25 protein-coding genes are annotated in these 22,527 nt (G+C 69.8%); 13 read left to right on the top strand and 12 right to left on the bottom strand.

The genetic code is table 11. The features are described from left to right. The first annotated feature begins 5 nt into the window (after window positions 1-5). From ACI3EY_RS02420 to ACI3EY_RS02400, 5 genes are all read left to right on the top strand, one after another. Entirely contained in the window at window positions 6-887 is an 882-nt protein-coding gene (locus tag ACI3EY_RS02420; RefSeq protein WP_405039286.1) for a M56 family metallopeptidase, read from the top strand. A 144-nt stretch (window positions 888-1,031) separates the two neighbouring features. After that, complete coding sequence (locus ACI3EY_RS02415; RefSeq protein WP_405038700.1) at window positions 1,032-2,498, top strand: cytochrome ubiquinol oxidase subunit I; 1,467 nt, start codon at window positions 1,032-1,034, stop codon at window positions 2,496-2,498. A gap of 15 nt (window positions 2,499-2,513) precedes the next feature. Then, window positions 2,514-3,674 carry a cytochrome d ubiquinol oxidase subunit II gene (cydB, locus tag ACI3EY_RS02410; protein ID WP_405039285.1) on the top strand — a complete coding sequence of 387 codons (1,161 nt, stop codon included), beginning with the start codon at window positions 2,514-2,516 and terminating at the stop codon, window positions 3,672-3,674. A 4-nt stretch (window positions 3,675-3,678) separates the two neighbouring features. Next, the gene (gene cydC / locus ACI3EY_RS02405) at window positions 3,679-7,092 is read left to right on the top strand and encodes a thiol reductant ABC exporter subunit CydC (protein WP_405039284.1); all 3,414 of its coding nucleotides are present in this window, start codon (window positions 3,679-3,681) and stop codon (window positions 7,090-7,092) included. A gap of 9 nt (window positions 7,093-7,101) precedes the next feature. Beyond that, entirely contained in the window at window positions 7,102-7,455 is a 354-nt protein-coding gene (locus ACI3EY_RS02400) for an alanine-zipper protein (protein WP_405038696.1), read from the top strand. Between the two features lie 41 nt (window positions 7,456-7,496). On the opposite strand, the gene ACI3EY_RS02395 is transcribed toward ACI3EY_RS02400, so the two are convergent. After that, on the bottom strand, window positions 7,497-8,090 hold the full coding sequence (locus ACI3EY_RS02395; protein WP_405038695.1) for a hypothetical protein: 594 nt from the start codon (window positions 8,088-8,090) through the stop codon (window positions 7,497-7,499). Continuing rightward, entirely contained in the window at window positions 8,087-8,377 is a 291-nt protein-coding gene (locus ACI3EY_RS02390) for a hypothetical protein (RefSeq protein WP_405038694.1), read from the bottom strand. Before ACI3EY_RS02390 ends, ACI3EY_RS02395 begins: the two co-directional genes overlap by 4 nt. A gap of 113 nt (window positions 8,378-8,490) precedes the next feature. On the opposite strand from ACI3EY_RS02390, the gene purB reads away from it, so the two are divergent. From purB to ACI3EY_RS02375, 3 genes are read left to right on the top strand one after another with little or no spacing between them, the layout of a single operon-like run. Continuing rightward, a complete protein-coding gene (gene purB / locus ACI3EY_RS02385) occupies window positions 8,491-9,975 on the top strand; it encodes an adenylosuccinate lyase (RefSeq protein ID WP_405039283.1) in 1,485 nt (494 codons plus the stop codon). Next, window positions 9,972-10,331, top strand: a complete 360-nt coding sequence (locus tag ACI3EY_RS02380; protein WP_405039282.1) for a barstar family protein — start codon at window positions 9,972-9,974, stop codon at window positions 10,329-10,331. The genes purB and ACI3EY_RS02380 overlap by 4 nt, the downstream gene beginning before the upstream one ends. Beyond that, the gene (locus ACI3EY_RS02375; RefSeq protein ID WP_405039281.1) at window positions 10,328-10,846 is read left to right on the top strand and encodes a guanyl-specific ribonuclease; all 519 of its coding nucleotides are present in this window, start codon (window positions 10,328-10,330) and stop codon (window positions 10,844-10,846) included. The genes ACI3EY_RS02380 and ACI3EY_RS02375 overlap by 4 nt, the downstream gene beginning before the upstream one ends. Before the next feature lie 320 nt (window positions 10,847-11,166). On the opposite strand, the gene ACI3EY_RS02370 is transcribed toward ACI3EY_RS02375, so the two are convergent. The 5 genes from ACI3EY_RS02370 to ACI3EY_RS02350 form a co-directional block, all read right to left on the bottom strand. Continuing rightward, entirely contained in the window at window positions 11,167-11,385 is a 219-nt protein-coding gene (locus ACI3EY_RS02370; RefSeq protein ID WP_405039280.1) for a CopG family ribbon-helix-helix protein, read from the bottom strand. A 177-nt stretch (window positions 11,386-11,562) separates the two neighbouring features. Then, window positions 11,563-12,000: a GNAT family N-acetyltransferase gene (locus ACI3EY_RS02365; protein WP_405039279.1), complete on the bottom strand. Its 438-nt coding sequence runs from the start codon at window positions 11,998-12,000 to the stop codon at window positions 11,563-11,565. Window positions 12,001-12,070: 70 nt separating this feature from the next. After that, window positions 12,071-12,199 carry a hypothetical protein gene (locus ACI3EY_RS02360; protein WP_405039278.1) on the bottom strand — a complete coding sequence of 43 codons (129 nt, stop codon included), beginning with the start codon at window positions 12,197-12,199 and terminating at the stop codon, window positions 12,071-12,073. A 191-nt stretch (window positions 12,200-12,390) separates the two neighbouring features. Continuing rightward, the gene (locus ACI3EY_RS02355; protein WP_405039277.1) at window positions 12,391-12,705 is read right to left on the bottom strand and encodes a hypothetical protein; all 315 of its coding nucleotides are present in this window, start codon (window positions 12,703-12,705) and stop codon (window positions 12,391-12,393) included. After that, window positions 12,702-13,481, bottom strand: a complete 780-nt coding sequence (locus ACI3EY_RS02350) for a glucose 1-dehydrogenase (RefSeq protein WP_405039276.1) — start codon at window positions 13,479-13,481, stop codon at window positions 12,702-12,704. The genes ACI3EY_RS02355 and ACI3EY_RS02350 overlap by 4 nt, the downstream gene beginning before the upstream one ends. Before the next feature lie 141 nt (window positions 13,482-13,622). Here ACI3EY_RS02350 and ACI3EY_RS02345 point away from each other — a divergent pair, with 141 nt between their 5' ends. Both ACI3EY_RS02345 and ACI3EY_RS02340 read left to right on the top strand, forming a co-directional pair. Continuing rightward, window positions 13,623-14,276 (top strand): TetR/AcrR family transcriptional regulator, encoded by a 654-nt coding sequence (locus ACI3EY_RS02345; RefSeq protein WP_405038681.1) that lies wholly within the window; start codon window positions 13,623-13,625, stop codon window positions 14,274-14,276. 441 nt (window positions 14,277-14,717) lie between these two features. Continuing rightward, the gene (locus tag ACI3EY_RS02340; RefSeq protein WP_405039275.1) at window positions 14,718-15,266 is read left to right on the top strand and encodes a GNAT family N-acetyltransferase; all 549 of its coding nucleotides are present in this window, start codon (window positions 14,718-14,720) and stop codon (window positions 15,264-15,266) included. 1,017 nt (window positions 15,267-16,283) lie between these two features. On the opposite strand, the gene ACI3EY_RS02335 is transcribed toward ACI3EY_RS02340, so the two are convergent. Further along, window positions 16,284-17,060: an SDR family oxidoreductase gene (locus ACI3EY_RS02335; RefSeq protein WP_405039274.1), complete on the bottom strand. Its 777-nt coding sequence runs from the start codon at window positions 17,058-17,060 to the stop codon at window positions 16,284-16,286. Between the two features lie 547 nt (window positions 17,061-17,607). Between ACI3EY_RS02335 and ACI3EY_RS02330 the strand changes: the two genes are divergently transcribed. After that, window positions 17,608-18,675 carry an MFS transporter gene (locus tag ACI3EY_RS02330; RefSeq protein WP_405039273.1) on the top strand — a complete coding sequence of 356 codons (1,068 nt, stop codon included), beginning with the start codon at window positions 17,608-17,610 and terminating at the stop codon, window positions 18,673-18,675. A 72-nt stretch (window positions 18,676-18,747) separates the two neighbouring features. Here ACI3EY_RS02330 and cysM read toward each other — a convergent pair whose 3' ends face one another. Next, window positions 18,748-19,662: a cysteine synthase CysM gene (cysM, locus tag ACI3EY_RS02325; protein WP_434056915.1), complete on the bottom strand. Its 915-nt coding sequence runs from the start codon at window positions 19,660-19,662 to the stop codon at window positions 18,748-18,750. Between the two features lie 65 nt (window positions 19,663-19,727). Further along, window positions 19,728-20,027 carry a YrhK family protein gene (locus ACI3EY_RS02320; RefSeq protein ID WP_405039272.1) on the bottom strand — a complete coding sequence of 100 codons (300 nt, stop codon included), beginning with the start codon at window positions 20,025-20,027 and terminating at the stop codon, window positions 19,728-19,730. A 318-nt stretch (window positions 20,028-20,345) separates the two neighbouring features. Between ACI3EY_RS02320 and ACI3EY_RS02315 the strand changes: the two genes are divergently transcribed. Then, a complete protein-coding gene (locus ACI3EY_RS02315) occupies window positions 20,346-20,687 on the top strand; it encodes a DUF6221 family protein (RefSeq protein ID WP_405038675.1) in 342 nt (113 codons plus the stop codon). Window positions 20,688-20,807: 120 nt separating this feature from the next. Continuing rightward, on the top strand, window positions 20,808-21,749 hold the full coding sequence (locus ACI3EY_RS02310) for a cold-shock protein (RefSeq protein ID WP_405039271.1): 942 nt from the start codon (window positions 20,808-20,810) through the stop codon (window positions 21,747-21,749). A gap of 30 nt (window positions 21,750-21,779) precedes the next feature. On the opposite strand, the gene ACI3EY_RS02305 is transcribed toward ACI3EY_RS02310, so the two are convergent. Then, window positions 21,780-22,292: a metallophosphoesterase family protein gene (locus tag ACI3EY_RS02305; protein WP_405039270.1), complete on the bottom strand. Its 513-nt coding sequence runs from the start codon at window positions 22,290-22,292 to the stop codon at window positions 21,780-21,782. Beyond that, the gene (locus ACI3EY_RS02300; protein WP_405038671.1) at window positions 22,289-22,525 is read right to left on the bottom strand and encodes a hypothetical protein; all 237 of its coding nucleotides are present in this window, start codon (window positions 22,523-22,525) and stop codon (window positions 22,289-22,291) included. Before ACI3EY_RS02300 ends, ACI3EY_RS02305 begins: the two co-directional genes overlap by 4 nt. Window positions 22,526-22,527: the final 2 nt, after the last annotated feature.

Here is a 22,527-nt window from a genome sequence, read left to right as displayed (position 1 = left end):
GCACCATGCCGGTCGGCCCGCCGCTGCTCTCCGCGACCGTCGTGGTGGCCGCACTCACCCTGACCCTGCTGGCCCCTCGGTTGCTGCCGCGTTGGACGTCGCTGCGCCAGATGCCTGGCGCGGGCCTCCTGCTCTGGCAGTCGGTCAGCATCACCGGGGTCCTGTGCGCGCTGCTCGCGGCGCCGGTCACCGCCCTCAGCACCGGCCTGGACCAACCCCTGCTGCTCGGTGTCGCGGTCGCCCTCTCCGCGCTGATGCTGGCCCGGCTGCTGGTGTCCGGGCATACCGTCGGCACCGACCTGCGTCGCCGCCGGGCCCGCCACCGCGAGCTGATCGACCTGGTCGGCGAGCGTCTGCAGGACACACCCGCATCCTCGGGCACCACCCCGCCCGGGTATGCCCACCCGCCCGTCGCGGTCGTCGCCCAGGGCAACCCCACGGCCTACTGCCTGCCCGGCGCGGGGGACCGGATCGTCCTCACCCAGGCGGCACTGGACCGGCTCGGTCCGCCCGAGCTGACCGCCGTGCTGGAGCACGAGCAAGCCCACCTGGACCAGCGGCACGACCTGCTGCTGGAGCTGTTCACGGTGCTGCACGAGGCGGTCCCCCGGGGGCTGCGGGTGCCCGCCGCGCTCGCGGAGGTGCACCTGCTCGCCGAAGCCCTCGCTGACCGGGTGGCCGAGCAGCGGACCGCCCCGACCGACCTGGCCCGGGCCCTCGTCGCGATGGCCACCGGAGCCCCGGCCCAGGTGACCACCCGGGTCCGGCTGCTGGCCACCCCGCCGGCGCCCCGGCATACCCGTGCGCTGGTGACCCTGCTGGCCGTGCTGCTGCTCGCCTTGCCGGCGGCCCTCGCGGTGGGCGTCCTGGTGCTGGACCGGGGCTGACGCAGCACAACGCTCGCCCGGTCGGAACACAACGCTCGCCCGGTCGGAACAGAGCGCTCGCCCGGTCGGGATTGGGAACGACAAGAGGTAGTAGTAACGTGTACGACGAGACGTAGTACACACCTCACCTTCGGGGGTCCTTCCGTGGAAGCACTCGACCTGGCCCGGTGGCAGTTCGGCATCACCACCGTCTACCACTACTTCTTCGTGCCGATCACGATCGGGCTCAGCCTGCTGGTCGCGATCATGCAGACCGCCTGGATCCGGACCCGCAACCCGCAGTGGCTCCGGCTGACCAAGTTCTACGGCAAGCTCTTCACGATCAACTTCGCGCTCGGGCTGGTGACCGGCATCGTGCAGGAGTTCCAGTTCGGGATGAACTGGTCGGACTACTCCCGCTTCGTGGGCGACATCTTCGGTGCCCCGCTCGCGATCGAGGCGCTGCTCGCGTTCTTCCTGGAGTCGACGTTCCTGGGGCTGTGGATCTTCGGCTGGGGCCGGATCCCGGAGAAGCTGCACGCCGCCGCGATCTGGCTGGTGCACATCGGCACCGTGCTGTCCTCCTACTTCATCCTGGCCGCGAACTCCTTCATGCAGAACCCGGTCGGCTACACGATCAACCCCGAGAGCGGGCGCGCCGAGCTCACCGACTTCCTGGCCGTGCTCACCAACAAGGTGCAGCTGGTCACCTTCCCGCACGTCATGGCCGCGGCCTACATGACCGGCGGCGCGTTCGTCATGGCCTTCGCCATCTGGCACCTGTGGCGCACCCGCACCCCGCGCAGCGACAAGGGGATGTACCGCAAGGCCGCCAAGCTGGGGGCGCTCACCGTCCTCGTCGCCTCGCTCGGGGTCACCATCTCCGGCGACCTGCAGGGCAAGGTGATGACCGAGGTGCAGCCGATGAAGATGGCCGCCGCCGAGGGCCTCTACGAGGACTCCCCCGAGGGCGAGGGCGCCCCCTTCTCGATCATCACCGTCGGCACCCTCGACGGCCGCGAGGAGGTCTGGGCGGTCACCGTCCCCAAGCTCCTGTCCTACCTGGCGACCGGCAGCTTCGAGGGCGAGGTCGAGGGCATCACGCATATCCAGGAACGCTACGAGCTGACGTATGCCGGGTCCGAGCTCACCGAGGTCGACGACTACCGGCCGGTGGTCCCGGTGACCTACTGGAGCTTCCGGTTGATGATCGGCCTGGGCATGCTGGCCAGTGCCGTCGCGGTCGCGGTCCTCTGGGTGCTGCGCGGGAAGGACACCTCGGAGTCCGCCGGCGACCCGATGGCGCACCGCGCCTGGTCCTGGGTCGCGGCCACCGTGCTCTTCATGCCGCTGCTGGCGAACTCCTTCGGCTGGATCTTCACCGAGATGGGCCGCCAGCCGTGGCTGGTGATGGGCCTGATGACCACCCGCACCGGCGTCTCGCCCGGCACCACGGCCGCCGAGGTCATCACCTCGATGAGCGTCTTCACCCTGCTCTACGGGGCGCTGGCGGTGGTCGAGGTCAAGCTGCTGCTGCGCTACGGCCGGGCCGGGGCCGAGCACGTGCCCGAGGACGCCTCCTACGACCCGAGCGCCCGCGACGACGACGACGCCTTCGTCTTCACCTACTGAGGGAGAGGCCACCCCATGGAGCTCACCACCGTCTGGTTCATCCTCATCGCCGTGCTCTTCGTCGGCTACTTCTGCCTGGAGGGCTTCGACTACGGCGTCGGCATGCTGCTCCCGGTCCTCGGCCGGGACGAGCAGCCGGCCGGCCCCGCCGGCGTCGGCACCGGCACCGGCACCGGCGTCGGCACCGGCGCGGGCGACGGGCATACCGGCGAGACCCGCAAGCGGCAGATGCTCTCCGCGATCGGCCCGTTCTGGGACGGCAACGAGGTCTGGCTGCTGACCGCCGGCGGTGCGATCTTCGCGGCGTTCCCGCACTGGTACGCCACCCTCTTCTCCGGGTTCTACCTGCCGCTGCTCCTCATCCTGGTCGGGCTGATCGTCCGCGGCGTGGGGCTGGAGTACCGCGGCAAGGTCGACTCCCCCGTCTGGCGCACCCGGATGGACACGATGATCGTCGCCGGGTCCGCCCTCCCCGCGCTGCTGTGGGGGGTCGCCTTCACCAACATCGTCCTCGGCGTGCCGATCGACGCGGACATGGAGTACGTCGGCGGCTTCTGGAACCTGCTCGGACCGACCGCCCTGCTCGGCGGGCTGACCACGCTCACCCTGTTCCTCACGCACGGGGCGCTGTTCGTCGCGCTCAAGACCGACGGGCAGCTGCGCCACGACGCCCGCGCCCTGGCGCTGCGCCTCGGGGCGGTCGCGGCGGTGCTGGCGGTGGCCTGGCTAGGGATCGTGATGTCGCGGACCGGCAGCACGCCCTCCTGGCTGGTGGCCGGCGCCGCCGCGGTATGCCTGGTCGCCGGGCTGCGGGCCGCGGCCGGGGGGCGCGAGGGTCGGGCGTTCACCGGGACGTTCCTGGCGATCGGGCTGGCGACGGCCTCGCTCTTCCTGGCGCTCTTCCCGGACGTGATGCCCTCCTCGCTCGACCCGGCCTGGTCGCTGACCGCGGAGAACGCCAGCTCGACGGCCAAGACGCTGGGCATCATGACGGTGGTGGCGGCGATCTTCACACCGATCATGCTGCTCTACACGGCGTGGAGCTACTGGACCTTCCGGAAGCGGATCTCGGGCCACCACATCCCCACCGAGGTCCACCACGCCGCCGCCGAGCCCACCGGGTCCTCGGTCGAGCCGGCCGAGCCCGCCGAGTCGGCCGACACCGCGGGGCGCTGACCCGGTGCGCCCCTTCGACCCCGCCCTCCTCCGGGCGCTGCCCGCGACCCGGGGGCCGGTCGCCGCGCTGTCCCTGGTCGGGGTGGCCTCCGGGGTGCTGGCCATCGGGCAGGCGCTCACCCTGGCGCTGGTCGTCGGGGCGGTGGTCCGGGGAGAGCCGCTGCAGGCATACCTGACCTGGCTGGTGGCGCTGCTGCTGGCCAGAGGGGTGCTGGCCGGGGTCGGCGAGGTCAGCGCGCGGCGGGCCGGGCTGCGGGTGGTGGCGGTGGTGCGCTCAGCGCTGCTGCGCCGCTGGCTGGCGCTGCCCGAGGGACGACGCCCGGGCACCGAGGTGGCCCTCACCCGCGCAGGCGACGGGGTCTCGACGCTGGAGCCCTACGTCTCCCGCTACCTGCCGGCGCTCGTCAGCGCCGCGGTGGTGCCCGCGCTGACGGTGCTCACGCTGCTCGTGGTGGACCCGTGGAGCGCGCTGATCGTGGTGCTCACACTGCCGCTGCTGCCGCTCTTCGCATCGCTGATCGGGATGCACACCCGGGACGAGACGCGGCGCCGGTGGGACGCGATGACCCTGCTGGCGGGGCACTTCCTGGACGTCATGCGGGGGCTGCCGACCCTGGTCGGCTACGGCCGCGCGCACGCCCAGGTCGGGGTGGTGCGGGAGGTCGGGGACCGGCACCGGCGGGCGACGGTGACCACCCTGCGGACGGCGTTCCTGTCGACCGCGGCGCTGGAGCTGCTGGCCACGATCTCGGTGGCGATGGTGGCGGTGGCCGTCGGGCTGCGGCTGGCCTACGGACAGATGGACCTGGTCGTCGGGCTGACCGCGATCCTGCTGGCACCTGAGGCCTACTGGCCGATCCGCCGGGTGGGGGCCGAGGTCCACAACGCCGCGGACGGGGCGGCGGTGCTGGAGGACCTGGCCGCAGACGGGGTCCTGGGTCCCGAGGTCGACCGGCCAGGGTCGGCCGAGCCGGTCGGGTCGGCTGCGGGGGACGGCACCCTCGGTCTGCACGACGTCCGGTATGCCCACCCCGGCCGGGTCGTCACCCTCGTGGGGGTGAGCCTGACCACGCCGGCCCGGCCCGGGCTGACCGCGCTCACCGGGCCCAGCGGCAGCGGCAAGACCACCGTGCTGGAGCTGCTGGCGGGGCTGCGCACCCCTGCCTCGGGGACGGTGAGCGGGGCGGCGCACACGCACCTGGCCACCCAGCGGCCACTGGTGCTCCCCGGAACGGTCCGCGACAACCTGGCCCTGGCCCGGGCGACCGACGACGCGGAGATGACCGAGGCCCTGCAGCGGGTCGGGCTGTGGGCCCAGCTGACGCGCCGTGACGGGCTGGACACGGTGCTCGGGGACGACGGGCTCGGGCTGTCGGCCGGGCAACGGGCCCGCCTGGCGCTGGCCCGGGCCAGCCTCAGCGACGCCGCGCTCCTGCTGCTGGACGAGCCGACCGCCAACGTCGCGGCCCACGACGTCCGTCTGCTGCACGAGGTGATCCTGGAGCTGGCGGAGCGCCGGCGGGTCGTCGTCGTCACCCATGACCCGGTGCTGGCGGCGGTGGCCGGCGACCGGTGGCAGCTGACGAACCCTGGTGCGGAAACGGTGTGTCACATCCGTCGCCCGGACGACGGAGGTGACACACCGTTCCTGCACAGGGATGCCCCCGGCCAGGTGGCCCCGGTCCGCACCCCCGGCGGACGGCGCGGGCTGGTCCTGGCCTGCCTGCTCGGCGGCGCCTCGCTGGGCTGCGGGGTGGCGCTGACGGCGACCTCAGGGTGGCTGATCGTGCAGGCCTCGACGATGCCGGTGGTGATGACGCTGCTGGTGGCGATCGTCGGGGTGCGCGCGTTCGGCCTGTTCCGCCCGGTGCTGCGGTATGCCGAGCGCGTGGTCAGCCACGACGTCGCCCTGGAGGACCTCGCCCGGCGCCGGGCCGACCTCTTCGCCGGGCTCATCCCGTTGACCCCTGCGCGGCTCGGTCGACGCAGCCGCGGCGAGCTGCTGGCCGCGATGGCGCACGACCTGGACGACGTCGTCGACGACCAGGTCCGGGTCGTGGTGCCGGCCTGGTCGGCGGTCATCGCCTCGCTCGTCGGGGCCGGGCTGGCCGCCTGGCACCTGCCATGGGCGGGGGCCGCGGTCGCGACGGGTGCGCTGCTCGTGCTCGGGGTAGCGGCCCTCGGGACGGTCGCCGAGGGGGCCGCCCAGCAGGACGCGGTCGCGCACCGGGGGCGCCTGCACCACCACGCCACGATGCTCACCGCGAACCTGCTGCCGATCCAGGCGGTGACCGGGCTGCTCGCCGACCGCACCGCCCTGCTGGCCCCGTTGGAGGCCGCCGGCCGGGACCAGCGGCGCAGCGAGTCCCGGCTGATCAGGGCACGGGCCCTGACCCTGGTGCTGACCTGGACGGTGGTGGCCGCGACCACGGCGGTGGTGGCCGCGCTGGTGTGGCAGGCGCACGCCGACGGCGTCCTCTCCGGGCCGTACGCGGCGCTGGTCACCCTCGTCCCGTTGGCCCTGGCGGACGTCTGGGTGGGCATTGCCGACATCGCCGGGGCACGGGCCCGGTCCCGGGCGGCCACCGCCCGCCTGCAGGCGGTGCTGGACCAGCGGCCCGCGGTGGCCGGCACCGACACCCGCCCGGTGGCCCCCACCGCGGCGCGGTCCGACGAACGCGGGGGCCGCGCACCTGCAGGCCTCGGACCTGCGGGTCTCGACCTGCGCCTGGACCGGGTGAGCGCCCGGTGGGCGGCCGACGACGCCGCCCTGGGGAAGGGCATACCCCCGGATCTCCCGGAGCTCGACCTGCACCTGGCGCCGGGTGACCGGGTGCGGCTCACCGGGCCCAACGGCGCCGGCAAGTCGACCGCGCTGGCGGTGCTGGCCCGGCACCTGGACCCCGAGTCGGGCACCTTCCTGCTGGACGAGGCGGACGTGCTCGACCTGGACCTGGAGCAGACCCGGTCCCGGCTGGCCGTGGTGGACGACGAGCCGCACGCGTTCGCGGGGTCGGTCCGGGCGAACCTGGCCCTGGCCGCCCCGGATCCCGAGGACGCCCCCGACGACGTCCTGCTGAGCGCGCTGCGTGCCGTGGACCTGGAGCACTGGTTCGCCACCCTGCCGGAGGGGCTGGACACCCCCCTGTCCGGACTGTCCGGTGGCGAGCGGGCGCGGCTGTCACTGGCCCGGGCCCTGGTGTCCCAGCGTCCGGTGCTGCTGCTGGACGAGCCGGCCGCGCACCTGGACGACGCCACCGCGCAGCGGGCCCTGACCGGGGCGCTGACCGCGGTGGACCCGGCCACCCGCATCGTCCTCGTCTCGCACACCGCCCCGGCCTCCGGAGACTGGCACGAGGTGTCCGTCGACGCCACCCTAGGACGGCGTCACACTGCATCACCCCCTCGCCTCGGCTAGGTTGCGACGATGGACAACACCAACACCACCACCGTCGTCGTGGTCGTGATCGTCGCGGTGCTCGTCGTCGCCGCGCTCGTCGCCTGGGCGCTGGTCGCCCGCAAGAAGCGCCTGGACGCCGCCCGTGAGCACGCGACCGGGCTGCGGGAGAAGGCCAAGGCGGGCGAGTCCTACGTATCCAATGCCGAGGACCGCGCCCGCGAGCTGCAGGCGAAGGCCCGTGAGGCCCAGCAGGCGGCTGACCACGCCCACCAGCAGGCGGAGGAGGCGACCCGGATCGCCCGCGAGCACCGGGACCGGGTCACCGACGGCTACCTCGAGGCCGACGGGGTCGACCCGGACGCCGGGCGCCGCCAGCGCTGAGCCCCACCGTTGCAGGTCGGCGCGTGGGCGCGTCAGTCGGCTCAGGCGGCGCCGTCCTCGACAGGTATGCCCGTGTCCCGCACCAGGTAGAGCCACGGGAACGAGCGGGCACCGACCTGCCACCCGTCGGTGAGGTAGCTCGACGTGGCGCGGGTCCACACCACCCTGCGGTGCTCCCAGCGGGTGTCCGTGCGGACCATCCGGTGCCGGAACATCCCGGCCTCGACGGTGTGCCAGCCCAGCTGCCCGGCCAGCTCCAGCTCGCCGATCTCGTCGAAGGCGGTCACCGGCCCCAGCCATCGTTGGCCGGCCTCCCCTGGGCCGCTCGCGGTGCTGGGGTCGGTGTCGTCGTCGTCCTTGGCCTGACGACCGGCGCCGCCGAAACGCTGCTGCGCGCCCTGCCTGCTCAGCCCCAGCTCCTGGCCGAGGGTCGCCCAGCTCTGCCCGCCGGAGCGGGCGGCGGTCACCGCCTGCTGCAGCAGCTCACCGCTGACCTCGTGGGCCAGCGCGGCGCGGCGCACCAGACGCAGGTGGTCGTCGCCGTCCAACGTCTGCCCGCCGGGTTCCGGGCCGTCGTCGAGGATGATGTGCCCGATCTGGGCGGCGAGATCACCCTCCGGGTGCGCCTGGCTCACCGCGGGTCCCGGGTCTCGGGGCTGGTCGGGTCGACGGCGCCGTCGCGGCTGGGCAACCAGTGCTGGTCGTCCTCGACCTGGCCGCGGCTGCGCCGGTGCCACATGGAGGCCCCGATCAGGTAGGCGCCGGCGACCATCAACGCCAGGGTGGCGCCCTGGAAGAAGCCGTGCACGAAGCCGGAGTCGATGACGCGGCTCAGCCACAGGGTGACGAAGCCGATGGCGACCGCGGTCATGCCGGCCGTGAGGCGGACCTTGGACATCGCGTCGTTGGGTGAGATGCTCATGCGTCAACACTATGTTGACGCCTGCTCGTTGTCAACGTCTTGTTGACAATGACCCGTCCGTCGGTCACGGACATCGTTTCGGACTCCCCCACGCGTCCTGCCAAGATGGGCGTATGCCGCTGCCTCCCGCCCGCACGCCGCTCGCCGAGCTCTCCCCCACCATCGCCCTGGGCTCCCTGGACGGGCGCTACCGCGGCGCCGTCGCCCCCCTGGTCGACCACCTCTCCGAGGCGGCGCTGAACCGGGCGCGGCTGCACGTGGAGGTGGAGTGGCTGCTGCACCTGGTCCAGCACGAGGTGGTTCCGGGAGCACCCGGCCTGTCCGAGGACGAGCGGGCGTCCCTGCGGGCGCTGGTGGTCGACTTCGACGCCCACTCGATCGCCGAGCTGAAGGCCATCGAGGCCGAGACGGTGCACGACGTGAAGGCGATCGAGTACTTCCTGCGGGGACGGCTGACGACCTTGCTCGCCGGGTCCGACGCCGCCGGTGGCGCCGACGACAACGGCTCCGACGAGAGCGGCGCCGCGCGCGCCGAGGCCCTCGGCCAGCTCATCCACTTCGCCTGCACCAGCGAGGACATCAACAACACCTCCTACGCGCTGATGGTGCAGGGGTCGGTGCAGGAGGTCTGGCTGCCGCGGGCGCAGGCCCTGGTCGAGCAGCTCGCCACGATGGCGCGCGACCTCGCGGACGTGCCGCTGCTGGCGCACACGCACGGCCAGCCGGCGACCCCGACGACGATGGGCAAGGAGCTGGCGGTGCTGGCCCACCGCCTGACGCGACAGCTGCACCGGGTCGAGGGGGCGGCATACCTGGGCAAGCTCAACGGGGCGACCGGCACCTACGGCGCGCACGTCGAGGCCGTCCCGGGCGCGGACTGGCAGCAGCTCAGCCAGGGTTTCGTGGAGCACCTGGGCCTGACCTGGAACCCGCTGACCACGCAGATCGAGAGCCACGACTGGCAGGCCGAGCTGTATGCCGACGTGGCCCGGTTCAACCGGATCCTGCACAACCTGGCCACCGACATGTGGACCTACATCTCGATGGGTTACTTCGCGCAGGTCCGCGGGCAGGGCACCGTCGGTTCGTCCACGATGCCGCACAAGGTCAACCCGATCCGCTTCGAGAACGCCGAGGCGAACCTCGAGGTGAGCAACGCGCTGCTGGACGTGCTGGCCTCGACGCTGGTGACCAGCAGGCTGCAGCGCGACCTCACCGACTCCTCGATGCAGCGCAACGTGGGGACCGCCCTCGGGCACAGCCTCCTGGCGCTGGACAACGTCGGGCGCGGGCTGGCCGGACTGGACGCGGTCCCGGCGGCGATGGCCGCCGACCTCGACGCCAACTGGGAGGTGCTCGCCGAGCCGATCCAGTCGGTGATGCGGGCGCTCGCGGCGCGGGGTGTGGAGGGGATGAGCAACCCGTACGAGCGGCTGAAGGAGCTCACCCGGGGGCGCCGGATCGGGCAGGCCGAGCTGGTCGAGTTCGTGCGCGGCCTGGGGCTGCCCGCCGAGGAGGAGGAGCGGCTGGTGGCGCTCACCCCGGCGACGTACACCGGGCTGGCAGCCGAGCTGGTCGAGCACCTGGACCGTCCGTGATCATCCTGCCCGCCGAGCGGCTGGGCGACGCGGAGGCGCACTTCGCCCAGGCGGGGTATGCCCTGACCACGGTCACCACCCCGGCCGCAGGTGGGCTGCGGGAGACCCAGGCCCAGCTGGCGCACGCGCTCCGGCTGCCGGACCCGGCGGCGACCAACCTGGACGCGATGGCGGACTCGCTGCGGGACCTGCGGGACCTCTGGGGTGGACAGGAGGTCGCGCTGCTCTGGCAGGAGGCGGGGCAGCTCGCGGAGAACGACGGTCGCGCCTGGTGGATCCTGTCCGAGATCCTCGACGATGCCGAGGCGTTGGCCGTGGTGGCGCTCGGGTCGACTAGGTCCTCTGAGCAGTCATGACCCGGTCGCGGGCGGTGGGCGTCGTCGTGCTGGCGCTGCTCGCGGCGCTGGTGGTGTGGCTCGTCGTCGGTCAGCGCGGTGGGGGGACCGACGCGCCGGAAGGCGGGTCGACCGTGCAGTCGGAGACGGCGGAGGGCGCGCGGGGGACGGACACCCGCGACTGGGACGACATCGGTGCGTGCGCCGACCAGGTGCTGCCGGAGGAGCTGGAGCCGGTGATCGACGACATCGAAGGGGGCGGACCCTACGAGTACCCGGACAGGGACGGCTCGACCTTCGGCAATCGGGAAGGATTCCTCCCGGACGAAGACCAGGGGTACTACCAGGAGTTCACCGTGGAGACCCCTGGGCTGTCGCACCGTGGCGCCAAGCGAGTCGTCACCGGCGGCGGCGAGATGGATCCCGCGGACGGCGACGTGCTGGTCGACCCCGAGGACGACGACGTGCTAGTGGACCCCGAGGTCTGGTACTACACCGACGACCACTACGAGAGCTTCTGCGAGTTCGCCCCCTGACCGACCGGGCGAGCACTGTGCACCCCACCGGGCGAGCGTTGTGCACCCGACCGGGCGAGCGTTGTGCACCCGACCGGGCGAAGGTTGCGCACCAAGCTAGGCGGTCGATATCACTCTCATGCCGAACACTGGGTGGCACGGATACCGCTGGGATCTCTCGCGGGCCGGGGGCTGCCGCTGCCTTAAGACATATAGCCTGGTCACTACTCCGCGACCGAGCCGTTGTGCCGTGGCGTTGGCCCGGTCGTTGCTGACGAGCACAGCGGGCCGACGCTTGCTGGCCTCGCTACCGCACAGGGTCCAGGTCGACGAGGGGGATCTCACCGCGCAAGATCGGTGAGCCCGTCCGAGGACGCAGCGGCCCACGCGTCCTCATCTCCCGCGGTGGCCCACTCCTGCCAGGCGGCGGCGTAGTCCGCCTCCAGTTGAGGGTCCTGCAAGCGCCGGATGGCCTGCTGGACGGCGGCCGACCTCGACTCGAGACCGGCTTGCTCGACGTACCGGTCGAGGGCCGCGAGGTCCTCCTCGCTCAGACTCACACTCACCTTCATTCACCCATCCTGCCCGGGAAAAACGAGTAATTGCTACCTCAGTAGCATCGCTCGGATACTGCGTGAAGGACGGCTACGCTCGTCCGGAACGGCCGCTGTGAGGCGCCTGGGGCTGATGCGTCAGCACGCCCACATCATGAGGCCGTCCTGCTCGCGCCCGATGACTTACCTGAACCCTTCGGAGGCATACAGGCGCTTCGCGTAGTTCCCCGCTTCCACCGAGAGGCTGAGGCCTGGGAGGCCTCTCGTGGCAGTCTCCTGCTGCAGCCGGCGCAACAGCAGCCTTCCCACTCCTCGCCCGCGGAAGTCTTCCCGCACCCAGAGACTGATCTCTGGGGTGGACTCATCCAGGAACCCATATCCCGGGTCATCCGCAGGGAAAAACATGGCAGATGCCACTGCGAGAGATCCACCGGCGTCCCCTGCCACCAGGCCAAAGTCACCTCTCCCCAACACGAGCTGGGTGTAGTGGCGAAACTCCGGCCGCTCCTGCACATCCTTCATCGTGAAATGACGCCCTGCCCAGTTCAGGTTCTCCAAGGTGGCGGCGGCTAGCAAGGGTTCGTCCGTGGTCACCAGCGGGCGAACGACGAGATCCCTCATCAATGAAGGCTACCGCTGGGGTGACCCGTCACGGTTCCCCGACAGTCTGCCCGTGCAGCGACGGGAAATTTCAGATTTCATCTTTTCGCGCGTCGCGGATTGCGTGGCGGACGGCTAATCTCACAACGACGTAGAGGATGACGGCCGGGACGATCACCCACACGAGTAGAAGGAGCGTTTCGGGTCCGGCGATGTTCATGTTCGTTGACGCTACGTGCCGGGCATCTGCATAAGCCGGGTCGGGTGTCCGCGTGCGTGAGGGCGCTCGTCGGACCTCATGTGTGAGGTGTTGCGTGTTGGCGCACAGCCTCGCCCTGACTTCCCAGTCACCACGGTGAGTTCACCTGTCGAGGTATCTGCGATCAGGTCGGTGGCGGAAGGTGATGTGCATCAGGCGACTGTCAGCCCAGTCCTTGAGCCGAGTCGGCCGGATGGTGCCGGGGTCGTGGGACTGGTGAGGTCCGCGACGATCTGCACCAGGACGGCCTGACGCTCCGTCGGGTCGGTGAAGGGGGTGGCCCGCGATGGCAGATCTGCGCGTATCCCGTTCTTGAGGTGGAAAGTGAGATTGGCATTGGCGAGGAGGTTCGTATGCCAATCGGTCGCGGCCCGCCAGCCCCTGCACAGGTAGGTGGTGCCCGCAGCCTGCCACGAGGACTCATCACCGGCGGAATCGTTCCATCCCGTCACGTCTGGACGGCTCATGCGGTCTCGGTCTGGAGGGCAGGCCCAAGGAGGAGTCCACCGTCGATGACGTGCTCGGAGCCCGTGATGAACGACGCGTCTGATGACGTGAGGAACAGGAGGAGCCCTGTGACGTCGGTCGGTTCTCCAAGTCGGGGGATGGCGAACGGCTCGGGTGAGTAGAAGTCCGCGATTGCCGCGGTGGCGCCGGCTGCTGGTTCGTGGATGAAGGGGGTCGCGATCACGCCTGGATGGATGGCGTTGACGCGGATGCGGTCTCGGCCGAGTTCGATTGCTGCCGTTCGGGTGAGGCCGCGTAGGGCCCACTTGCTGGCGACGTACGGCGCGTAGTGCGCCGTGCCACCCAGAGCCATCGTGGAGGCGATGTTGACGATGACTCCTCCGTTCGCGCGGCGCAGAGCGGGGGCGGCGACCTTGATGCCGAGAAAAGTCCCTGTGAGATTGATGTCGAGGATGCGCGACCACGTGGCCTCGTCCGTGCTCTCTATCGGTGCTGGAGGGTTCTGCACGCCCGCGTTGTTGACGAGCACGTTCAAGGCTCCGAAGGTCCTCTCCGCCGCAGACACAGCGGCGGACCAGGAACTCTCGTCGGTGACGTCCAGGCGGGCGAAGTGAGCGCGGGACCCGAGCTTGTCGGCGAGGGCGGTGCCGCGTTCGGCATTGGTGCCGCCGATCACCACATTCGCCCCTTCCGCATGGAAGGCCCGTACATGGCTCGATCCCTGTCCACCGGTCCCACCAGTCACGAGCACGGTCTGGTTGTCGAAGCGGTTCATCAGATGTTCCTTCGGTAGGGGGTGCCTGACCGCGACCATCGACGATGGTCAGGCCGGTGGTGAGTCGCACGACTCACCACCGGCCTGACACTAGAGCCGCAATAGGAGTGAGTCAAGCCACTCACCTCGTATGCTTGGCGGATGAAGAGCGCCGTACCGACGTACCACCAGCGCGTCGCCCAACAGAAGCGCGCACTGATCGTGACGGCCGCGACCTCGCTGTTTCTCGAGTTGGGCTACGACCGGACGTCGCTGGCGCGGATCGCGGAGCGCTCGGGGGTCTCGCGGGCCACCTTGTTCAAGCAGTTTCCGAGCAAGGCAGCTCTGTTCGACGCCATCGTCACCGAGTCCTGGTCAGCAGCCGGCGAGGAGGATCCTCCGCCGGCAGGCAACGTCGTTGACGGGCTCAGTGCTATCGGTCGCCGCTACGCCGAGCTGTTGAGCCGGCCCCAGATGACCGACCTGTTTCGGATCGTCATCGCCGAGCTGCCGCGGTTCCCGGAGCTGGCCCATGCGCAGTTCTCGCAGGGGAAGATGCCGTACTTCGAGTCTGTACGGAGCTACCTTCTGGCCGAGCACGAGGCGGGAACGGTGCGGGTGGAGGACGTGGACCTCGCGGCCACCCAGTTCCTGGGAATGATCTCCAACTACATCTTTTGGCCGACACTCCTTGTACCGGACTGGGAGGTGAACTCCGAGCGCGTCGCGCAGGTAGTCGAGGAAGCCGTGCGCACCATCACCGCCCGCTACGCCGTGACTGGGAAAGGTCGTCCACCCACGACTGACTCGGCCTGAGCAAGAGAGCTGATGCCTCAGCGAATCCAGTTCGTCGCCACCAGGGGCGTTCGCGGGGCATCCGGGGACCAGACACCCGATCGGCCAGTTGTTGTCAGTGCTCATCACGGTCCCCTCGGTAGGTGGCGGCGAGCCCCTGAGACGCCCTCGGCGAGCATCAGCCGACGGGCCGGCGCTCGGCCGAATACAACAGCGGAATCCACTGCTCCACGCGTCCATCACGCCATCCAGCCCGAAATGCGGATGCTTGACCAGGTCAGCGGCTTGCCAGTCGATCTCGACAAGCTCCGTGTCATCTAGCGCATCGACGCCGAACGGTTCCCTCACGGGACGGGTGTATGACGAACAACTACACACTGTCAGCCGCGCATGGCGACCTGCTGAGCAAGCCTGGCAGCTCGGTGACGCACGGGTCTGCCTGACCTCGTGTTGGATGAACCCATGCACATTCGTCCCTGCACGCAGCACGACCTAGAGGCGTTGCGCTCTCGCTGGCCGACACCCGGGAAGGTGCACGAGGCGCACTACGCTCAACAGGCAGACGGCCGTGTGACGTACCTGGTCGCGTGGCGGGGTGATGATCCGCTGGGATCGGGAGTTGTGCAGTGGGGTGGCTGCACAGGACCAAACGCACAAGAGACATTCCCCGAGGCCGTAGAAATCAATCATCTGCAGGTCCGCAGTGATTATCGCGGGCAGGGAGTCGGCAGTCGCTTGATCAACGCAGCCGAGGAACTCGTAAGACAGGCCGGCAGGCACCAGGTTGGGGTGGGCGTCGCCGAGGACAACCCCGATGCGGAGCGGCTGTACGTCCGCCTCGGCTATTGCAAGACCGGCGTCTTCGATGTCACCGAATACGACTGGGTCACTGGCGAGGGACGGCGGCAGCACGAGGTCGAACGCGACCAACTGCTTCTGAAGGTGGTCGGCGAGCTACGGACACCTGAACAAAATCCGCTCATGCCGCGCCCCATCGAGCCCTGGCAGTGACAAGTCCTTCATCAACCAGGACGGTATCTATCACCACCAGCCACGGAGGCGTCACAGCCGCGACGATAGCTTGGGTTCCGAGTCACCCATGTCGCGCCTACCGATGGCTTGGTCGATCCTCATCCCGTCCCGGGGGAACCATCATCGTGACGTTCCCGCAGTCTTCGCAGCGGTATCCACGCCGGATCTGCAGGTCCATTTCCCCCCGACGTGATCGAAGATGGCCTCATCCCCTTCCAGCACCTGTAGATCCTGTCCTCCGCAGGAACTACACCCATGCCCGCCCCCTTGGCGACCAACACCCGTGACGAACCTCAGCGGTCCCCGGCGCCGATTGTCGTCAAAATGCCCGCGCCGGATCATGGCCAGGTAGGCCACGCTGAACAGCGCACTGCCTCCAATGAGTACCCACCCATAAGTGAACAGGCTCTCACCGCTAGAACTTTTCAGCACCATGCCGACACCGAGCGAGAGCGCAAGCAGATGCGGAATGACGTAACGTAAGCGGGAATCGCCTCGCACGTCTTTGGCTCCTCACACTCACGGCTGCAGATGACGTCAGCGTCATCCTCCCATCTATTCGTCATCCTGCACGGATTAACGACATGGGGTCAGGGATCCGCATGGGCCTCGCGGACACGCGGCGGGTGTCGTCCTCGGGCATCCCGTACTTGGCACCCGAAGTGCAAGTCTTCTACAAGTCTTGATCACCTCGCCCCAAGGACGAACACGACCTCCAGGCTGTTGTCCCGCACCTAGGTCCCGCTCAAGGCACCTGGCTGCACGACGCCATGGCCCGGACATCTCCGTCACACCTCTGGCTGGGACGGTTGGCGTCCTGATCTGCGCTTCCGGGTCGCCTGACTGACGCCTCGTAGATGAGCCTCGGAAACTAGGTGTCACCCTCGTGCGCAGAACACTCCACGGTGAAGGGTTCCACGGTGGGTGCCGCTCCTGTTCGAGTCCAGGCGCATGGTCGGGCCAACAGAATCGATCCGGGAGCCCAGGTGCCGCCGCTCACCCTTGCAGCAGCGACTGCGCCCCGTCGACCCACACCTCGGTGCCGCTGATGTGACCGGCCGCGTCGGAGGCGAGGAAGGACACCAGTTCGGCCACCTGCTGCGCCGATCCTGGGGTCCCCTGGGTGAGCGGGATCTCCCCTTGCGGGAACTCGACCGGGATCTTCACGTCTGCGTTGGCAGACCGAGTGTTGTCGTCGATCTCGGTCTCGATCGCCCCAGGGCAGACGACGTTGAGGCGGATCTTGCGCGGCCCGAGCTCGACGGCCAGCATCTTGGTCAGGGCGACCTGGCCCGCCTTGCTCGCGGCGTATGCCGTGGCGCCTGAGTTGGAGAAGACGCGCGTGCCGTTGACCGACGAGACCACGACCACCGCGCCGCCGCCCTCGGCCAGGTGCGGCACCGCATGCTTGATGGTGAGGAACGTCCCGGTGAGGTTGATGTCGAGCGTGGACCGGAAATCCGCGACCTCGAGGTCCTCGATGCCTGCCCACGTGCCGTTGACCCCGGCGTTGGCGACGACGATGTCGAGCCCGCCGAATCGCTCGACGGTCGCCGAGACCATCCTGCGGGCATCGTCCTCGTCGCTGACGTCACCGGTCACCACCAGGGCCTGGGCGCCGGCGGCCTCGAGGTCGGCCGCGACCTCCTCCAGCTCCTCCCGGGTGCGACTGACCAGGGTGACGTGCGCACCCTGGGCAGCAAGCGTCCGTGCGCTCGCCTCACCGATCCCGGACCCTGCACCTGTCACCAACGCGACCTTGCCCTGCAGCATGGCGTGCTCCTTTCCTACTCCTACTCGATCAACGGCTCGACCCAACCTACGAGGTAGGCCCGCCATCGGCAGGTCGCGTAGCCAGTCCCGAGGCTGATCGCACGAACACCCTGAGTTCCCGCGCCAAAGGCCGACCCGCCGGGCTACCGCGGTCGTCTGCTGAATCGCCGTGGCACAGCGCCGGTCGGTATGTCCGGAGCCGAGATGCGCGTCATCCTTCGCCCCGGGTGCCTTGTGAGCCTTCACGTGATCACCTGCCGTCGTCGCAAGATCGGTGCACGGCTCTGCCGCTGAGCGCCACGTAACTCGCAGACTCGGTATTCGGGTCCCACTTCTTGTGCGGCGGCCCCCACCAGCTGTCGACTGGCACACTGGCCGGGTGGGCACCTCATCCGACGGTGTGGGACCGGTCAGGGACCCAGGATCGTCCGCAACGTCAGGTAACGCCCTTCGGCGCCCTGTGGTCTCGAGATGGCTGTTGTCGAACCTCGCGTCATCCGTGCCCCAGGCAATGGCGCCCATCGCGTTCGGGCTGGCGACGGTGGGTGTGAGCGATCGGATCGACGTCGGCGCTGCGATGATGACAACGATGGTCGGCGCTCAGGTAGTCGCTGCCGTCCCCATAGCCCGGTTCGCCCGCCGCGTCGAGATGTCTCACGGTCGACTGCTGCGGCTTCTGGTGCTGTTCCGCGGTCTGATGCTGGCCGGCCTGATGCTCGCCGTCCTCGCCGACGCGGGTATCCCCTTGCTGCTCGGCATGGCAGCGCTCTCAGGCCTGACCTACGGCACCGTCGCCGGACTGCTCCGCGCCGTCGTCAACGGCATGGTCGAGGCCCGCAGCCTGCCCCGCATGCTCGCCATCCTGGCCACCCTCAACGAACTCATGTTCGTCGCCGGGCCAGTCTTGGCCGCCACCTTGGGTGAGGTCTCGATCGGCACGGCGCTGGGCATCATGGCGCTGGCCGCTGCACTACCGGCCGTGCTGCTGCCACCCATCAGCACCTCGGCTCACGTGGAGCACGCTGTTTCCGGCCGAGGACTCCTACCATCCGCCAAACCCGGCTTCATGCTCTGGCTCGTCGCCGCCGGCGTCGGCACCGCCGCCATCGTCGGGATCGAGATCGGTTCCGTTGCCTTGGCTGTCTCCTACGACTTACCACCAGCCCGTGCCCTGGTCATCGTCATCCCGCTGTGCCTGGCCTCTATCACCGGTGGCCTCATCATCAGCGTCCGAGGACGGCAGCCCCGCATCCGCTCGGTGGTGGCCATGCTCACGCTCACCACCGCCGGGCTAGTGCTGATCGCTCTCGCCCCCTCGCTCACGGTAGCGATCGCCGGGACCGTGCTGGTCGGTCTGTGCGTGGCGCCCCTGGCCACCTTCTACTCACTCATCCTCGACCAACTGCTCCCACCATCACGCCGCGTCGAGGGGTTCGCTCTGCTACGCACCTCCCAGGCACTCGGGATAGTGGCAGTCGGGGCACTCCTCACACTCACCTCACCCTCTATCGCCCTCGGCTCGGCTGCCGGCACGATCCTGCTCGTCATCCTCTGGGTAGCAGCCACCTACCTCCCACCCCAGAGACCGGGCTCCACCGACGTCATCACCACGTGACTGGTCGACCCCGACTGCTCGACGCCGCCCGCACTTGCAGTCATCCGACTGCAAGGCGTAGGCCCTGACGTCTCAGGCGGGGAACACGCCGCTGGAGAGGTAGCGGTCACCGCGGTCGCAGACCACGAAGACGATCGTCGCGCCTTCGACCTCCTCGGCCACCTGCAGGGCAGCCCAGCAGGCACCGGCCGCGGAAATACCGCCGAAGATGCCCTCCTCACGGGCCAGCTTGCGCGCTGTCTCCTCGGCGTCGCTCTGGGTGACCTCGACGGTCCGGTCGACCGCTGAGGGATCGAAGATCGTCGGCACGTACTCCGGTGGCCAGGCGCGGATCCCGGGAATCCTCGATCCCTGCGCCGGCTGCGCGCCGACGATCTCGACACCAGGTTTGTGCGACTTCAGGAACCGCGAGACCCCGGTGATCGTGCCGGTGGTCCCCATCGCGGACACGAAGTGCGTGATCCGCCCCTCGGTCTGGACCCACAGCTCCGGGCCAGTGCCGGTCTCGTGGGCACGGGGGTTGTCCGGGTTGCCGAACTGGTCCAGGACCCGGCCTCTGCCTTCGCGCTCCATCCGCGTCACGACGTCGCGGGCCTCTTCCATCCCGCCCCCTGCCGGGGTCAGAACCAGGTCGGCTCCGTATGCCTTCATCGTCTGGATCCGCTCGATGGAGGCGTCTTCGGGCATCACGATGACCAGTGGGTAGCCGCTGATCGCCGCCGCCATCGCCAACGCGATCCCGGTGTTGCCGGAGGTGGCTTCCAACAGGGTGTCGCCGGGAGAGATCTCACCTCGCTCCTCGGCACCCCGGATCATGCTGATCGCCGGCCGGTCCTTCACCGAGCCAGCCGGGTTGTTCCCCTCCAGCTTGGCGAGCAGCACGTTGCCGCGGCGTTCGTTCTCCGGCCCCGGAAGGCGCTGCAGACGCACCAGCGGAGTGCCACCGATGACGTCCTCCATCGTCGGGTACAGCCCAGGCTCGTCCACCCGCCGGAGTCTACGGCGGCCATCACCGACGAGTCGCAGCCGACTGAGCCCTGACCGGGTCCTGGTCAGAAGTCATACCCGGCGTCGGTGGGCCGGGACGGGGTGACCCGTTGCAGGTGCACCCGGCGCCCGAGCCTGATCGCCGGGCGGACCAGCATCTGCAGGCTGCCGAGCAGGAACAACCAGGTGCCTGCGGTCTCGGTTGAGCTGGAGAAGAAGAGGATGCTGCCGATGACGAACCACAGGCCGATGGCGATGTCGTTGACGATCGAGGCGACCTCGTAGCGCTGGCGGATGACGAGGTGTTCGTCGCCGACGTGCAGGTCCAGAGGTGGGTCGTCGGAGGACGCGTCGGTGCCGGGCATGACGCCAGTCTCGCAGGGCGGTCAGGACGCCGCGATGCCCTGTGAACGGTCCTAGGCTGAACACGTGACCCCATCGATCCGCTTCAGCTCAGTGACCATCGCATGCCCCGACCCGGCGGAGCTGGCGGCGTTCTACGCCCGCGGTTCGCGACGCAGCCCAATGCGGCCCACTGCCTCAGCCTGATCGACGAGGTCGGCTGACACGTCCACACGCAGATCCTGACGCCGGCCGGTTTTCGTCGAGTGCCTTGCATGCCTTCACGTCGAGGAGGCCTGGGCCTGCTGGCGCCGGCGGCAGACTGCTGAGAAGATCTGGGCATGAGCGAGCTGGTGTCGTTCCTGCGGGCACGTCTGGACGAGGACGAGCGGACAGGTCTTGACGCTGTCCGCATCCGCTCGGACGTCTACAAGGAACGGGCTGTCGACCCCGACCACGACGTGGCCGCCTGGGACGACCACCCAGCCGGAGTGGTCATCGTCGGCCCGGAACGGTGGCTGCGTGAGGTCGCGATCAAGAGGGCCATCCTGGCGGCCGCCGTCGAGGATGTCGATGCGCGCGGCGCCGAGAGGGAATGGGCGAACTACACCCTGTCGGAGTTGGCGTCGGTCTACGTCAACCACCCTGACTACCGGCCCGAATGGGCGCCCGACCTGCTGTAACTGGCGTGCTGGCCCACGCCTGCCACGTTGGTCCGGGGTCGGCCGCGCGCTGTGCCCTTGCCGCCCTCACGTCGGGGACAATGGGGATACACCGACCGCACGTTCGACAAGGAGTCAGCCGTGACCGAGGGAACCGTCCGCTGGTTCGATACCGACAGGGGCTTCGGCTTCATCGCCCTCGAGGGGGATGGAGAGGACCTGTTCGTCCATGCGTCCGAGATCATCAGCGATGACGCGATGAAGCTGCTCCGGGAGGGGCAGGTGGTCGAGTTCGAGATCGGCGAGGGGGACCGCGGCCCGCAGGCACGCCACGTCCGGGTCACGGCCGACCAGGCCGCCGATACACCGCTCGGCATGCTCGGCACCGTCTCCTGGTACGAGCCGGCCAAGGGGTACGGCTTCATCACCCCCGACGACGACGGTCCCGAGATCTTCCTGCACAGCTCGGCGATCGTGGGGGGCGGCGTGGTCTCGGACGGGCAGCGGGTGGCGTTCCTCGTCGTCGACGGGGAGAAGGGACCGCAGGCTGACCACCTGCTCCCGCTGGGGGCCGGAGCTGCCCAGCAGGGCGAGGAGTCGGACGGGGCGGACGGCACCGTGTCCTGGTTCGACGTGGACAAGGGCTTCGGGTTCATCACCGACGAGTCGGGAGGGCCGGATGTCTTCGTCCACGTCCGGGCGCTGGCCGATGGGCTCCCTGCGCTGGACGAGGGCGATCGGGTGACGTACGACGTCGTCGAGAGCGAGAGGGGTCCGCAGGCCCGTGACGTGCGCCTGGCTCGCGGCTCCGCACCGCGGGGCGCGCCGGCGGCGTCGACCCGGGCCCGGTCGGGGCAGCGGGAGGCGTCCGACGTCCCGGCGCGTGGCGGTGAGGGAGTGGTCGCGCGCTACGACGCGGACCGCGGGTTCGGCTTCATCACCCCCGACGTGGGCGGCGCGGACCTGTTCGTGCACGTCTCGGTGTTGAGGGACGAGGAGGTGCTGTACCCGGGTGATCGGGTCCGGTACCAGGTGCGTCAGAGCGATCGAGGACCGCAGGCCGACCGCGTCGAGCGTGTCTGAGCCGGTAGGAGTAACGGGCGGGGCCGGTCCTCAGGCGCGTCGCTGGATCGCGTGCAGAGTGACCTCGCTGAGCACGCCGTCGGCGACGGTGCAGGTCAGGTAGGTGCAGTTCGGCTGACGCCGCCGGTCGGTGGGTGAGCCGGGGTTGAGCAGCCGCAGGCCTTCGTGCTCGGTGTCCCAGGGGATGTGGCTGTGCCCGAAGACCAGCACATCCAGGTCGGGGTATGCCGCCCGCATCCGCTCCTCGCGCCGCGCCTTGGCGCCGGTCTCGTGCACGACGCCCCAGCGCATACCCCCGAGCTCCACCCGGGCCACCTCCGGCAGCCGACGGCGCAGCTCCGGCCCGTCGTTGTTACCCCACACCCCGACGAGCCGAGCGGAGCGCTCCTCCAGTGTGTCCAGCAGGTCCGGGGTGACCCAGTCCCCGGCGTGGACGACGACGTCGGCCGTTGCCACCTGCTCCCACACCTGCGCGGGCAGCTCCTTCGCCCGCTGGGGGACGTGCGTGTCGGCCAGGAGAAGCAGCCGCAGGCTCTGGCTCACTCCACCTCGGGGGTGTCGGTGCTGCCCTGGTCGTGGATCTCCGTGGCCATCTGGTCCAGGTCGTCTTCGGCGACCTCCACCTGCGCCTGAGCCATCCCGTCCTCCAGGTCCTTCCGGACCGTCTCGGGCTCGGCGCCTTCGTCCCAGCTCTCCACCCGCTCCACGACGTACTCCGCGGCCTCCTGCCGTGCCTCGGACTCCTCGGACGCTGCGCTGCTCTGCTGCTCGCTCATCA

Origin of the sequence: Serinicoccus shuyuelongi (genome assembly GCF_045032955.1) — a bacterium.
Lineage (GTDB): Bacteria > Actinomycetota > Actinomycetes > Actinomycetales > Dermatophilaceae > Ornithinicoccus.
Note: the sequence above shows the minus strand (reverse complement) of the source record. Positions and strands in the feature narration are given on the sequence as shown.

What these genes read in the sequence shown, in the direction of transcription:
- purB (WP_405039283.1), top strand. Translation starts at nt 8,491, where the DNA reads ATGCCGCTGCCTCCCGCCCGCACGCCGCTCGCCGAGCTCTCCCCCACC.
- cydB (WP_405039285.1), top strand. Translation starts at nt 2,514, where the DNA reads ATGGAGCTCACCACCGTCTGGTTCATCCTCATCGCCGTGCTCTTCGTC.
- ACI3EY_RS02350 (WP_405039276.1), bottom strand. Translation starts at nt 13,481, where the DNA reads ATGAACCGCTTCGACAACCAGACCGTGCTCGTGACTGGTGGGACCGGT.
- ACI3EY_RS02375 (WP_405039281.1), top strand. Translation starts at nt 10,328, where the DNA reads ATGACCCGGTCGCGGGCGGTGGGCGTCGTCGTGCTGGCGCTGCTCGCG.
- ACI3EY_RS02360 (WP_405039278.1), bottom strand. Translation starts at nt 12,199, where the DNA reads ATGAACATCGCCGGACCCGAAACGCTCCTTCTACTCGTGTGGGTGATC.
- ACI3EY_RS02315 (WP_405038675.1), top strand. Translation starts at nt 20,346, where the DNA reads ATGAGCGAGCTGGTGTCGTTCCTGCGGGCACGTCTGGACGAGGACGAG.
- ACI3EY_RS02335 (WP_405039274.1), bottom strand. Translation starts at nt 17,060, where the DNA reads ATGCTGCAGGGCAAGGTCGCGTTGGTGACAGGTGCAGGGTCCGGGATC.
- ACI3EY_RS02340 (WP_405039275.1), top strand. Translation starts at nt 14,718, where the DNA reads ATGCACATTCGTCCCTGCACGCAGCACGACCTAGAGGCGTTGCGCTCT.
- ACI3EY_RS02320 (WP_405039272.1), bottom strand. Translation starts at nt 20,027, where the DNA reads ATGCCCGGCACCGACGCGTCCTCCGACGACCCACCTCTGGACCTGCAC.
- ACI3EY_RS02355 (WP_405039277.1), bottom strand. Translation starts at nt 12,705, where the DNA reads ATGAGCCGTCCAGACGTGACGGGATGGAACGATTCCGCCGGTGATGAG.
- ACI3EY_RS02365 (WP_405039279.1), bottom strand. Translation starts at nt 12,000, where the DNA reads ATGAGGGATCTCGTCGTTCGCCCGCTGGTGACCACGGACGAACCCTTG.
- ACI3EY_RS02420 (WP_405039286.1), top strand. Translation starts at nt 6, where the DNA reads ATGCCGGTCGGCCCGCCGCTGCTCTCCGCGACCGTCGTGGTGGCCGCA.
- ACI3EY_RS02390 (WP_405038694.1), bottom strand. Translation starts at nt 8,377, where the DNA reads ATGAGCATCTCACCCAACGACGCGATGTCCAAGGTCCGCCTCACGGCC.
- ACI3EY_RS02345 (WP_405038681.1), top strand. Translation starts at nt 13,623, where the DNA reads ATGAAGAGCGCCGTACCGACGTACCACCAGCGCGTCGCCCAACAGAAG.
- ACI3EY_RS02400 (WP_405038696.1), top strand. Translation starts at nt 7,102, where the DNA reads ATGGACAACACCAACACCACCACCGTCGTCGTGGTCGTGATCGTCGCG.
- ACI3EY_RS02300 (WP_405038671.1), bottom strand. Translation starts at nt 22,525, where the DNA reads ATGAGCGAGCAGCAGAGCAGCGCAGCGTCCGAGGAGTCCGAGGCACGG.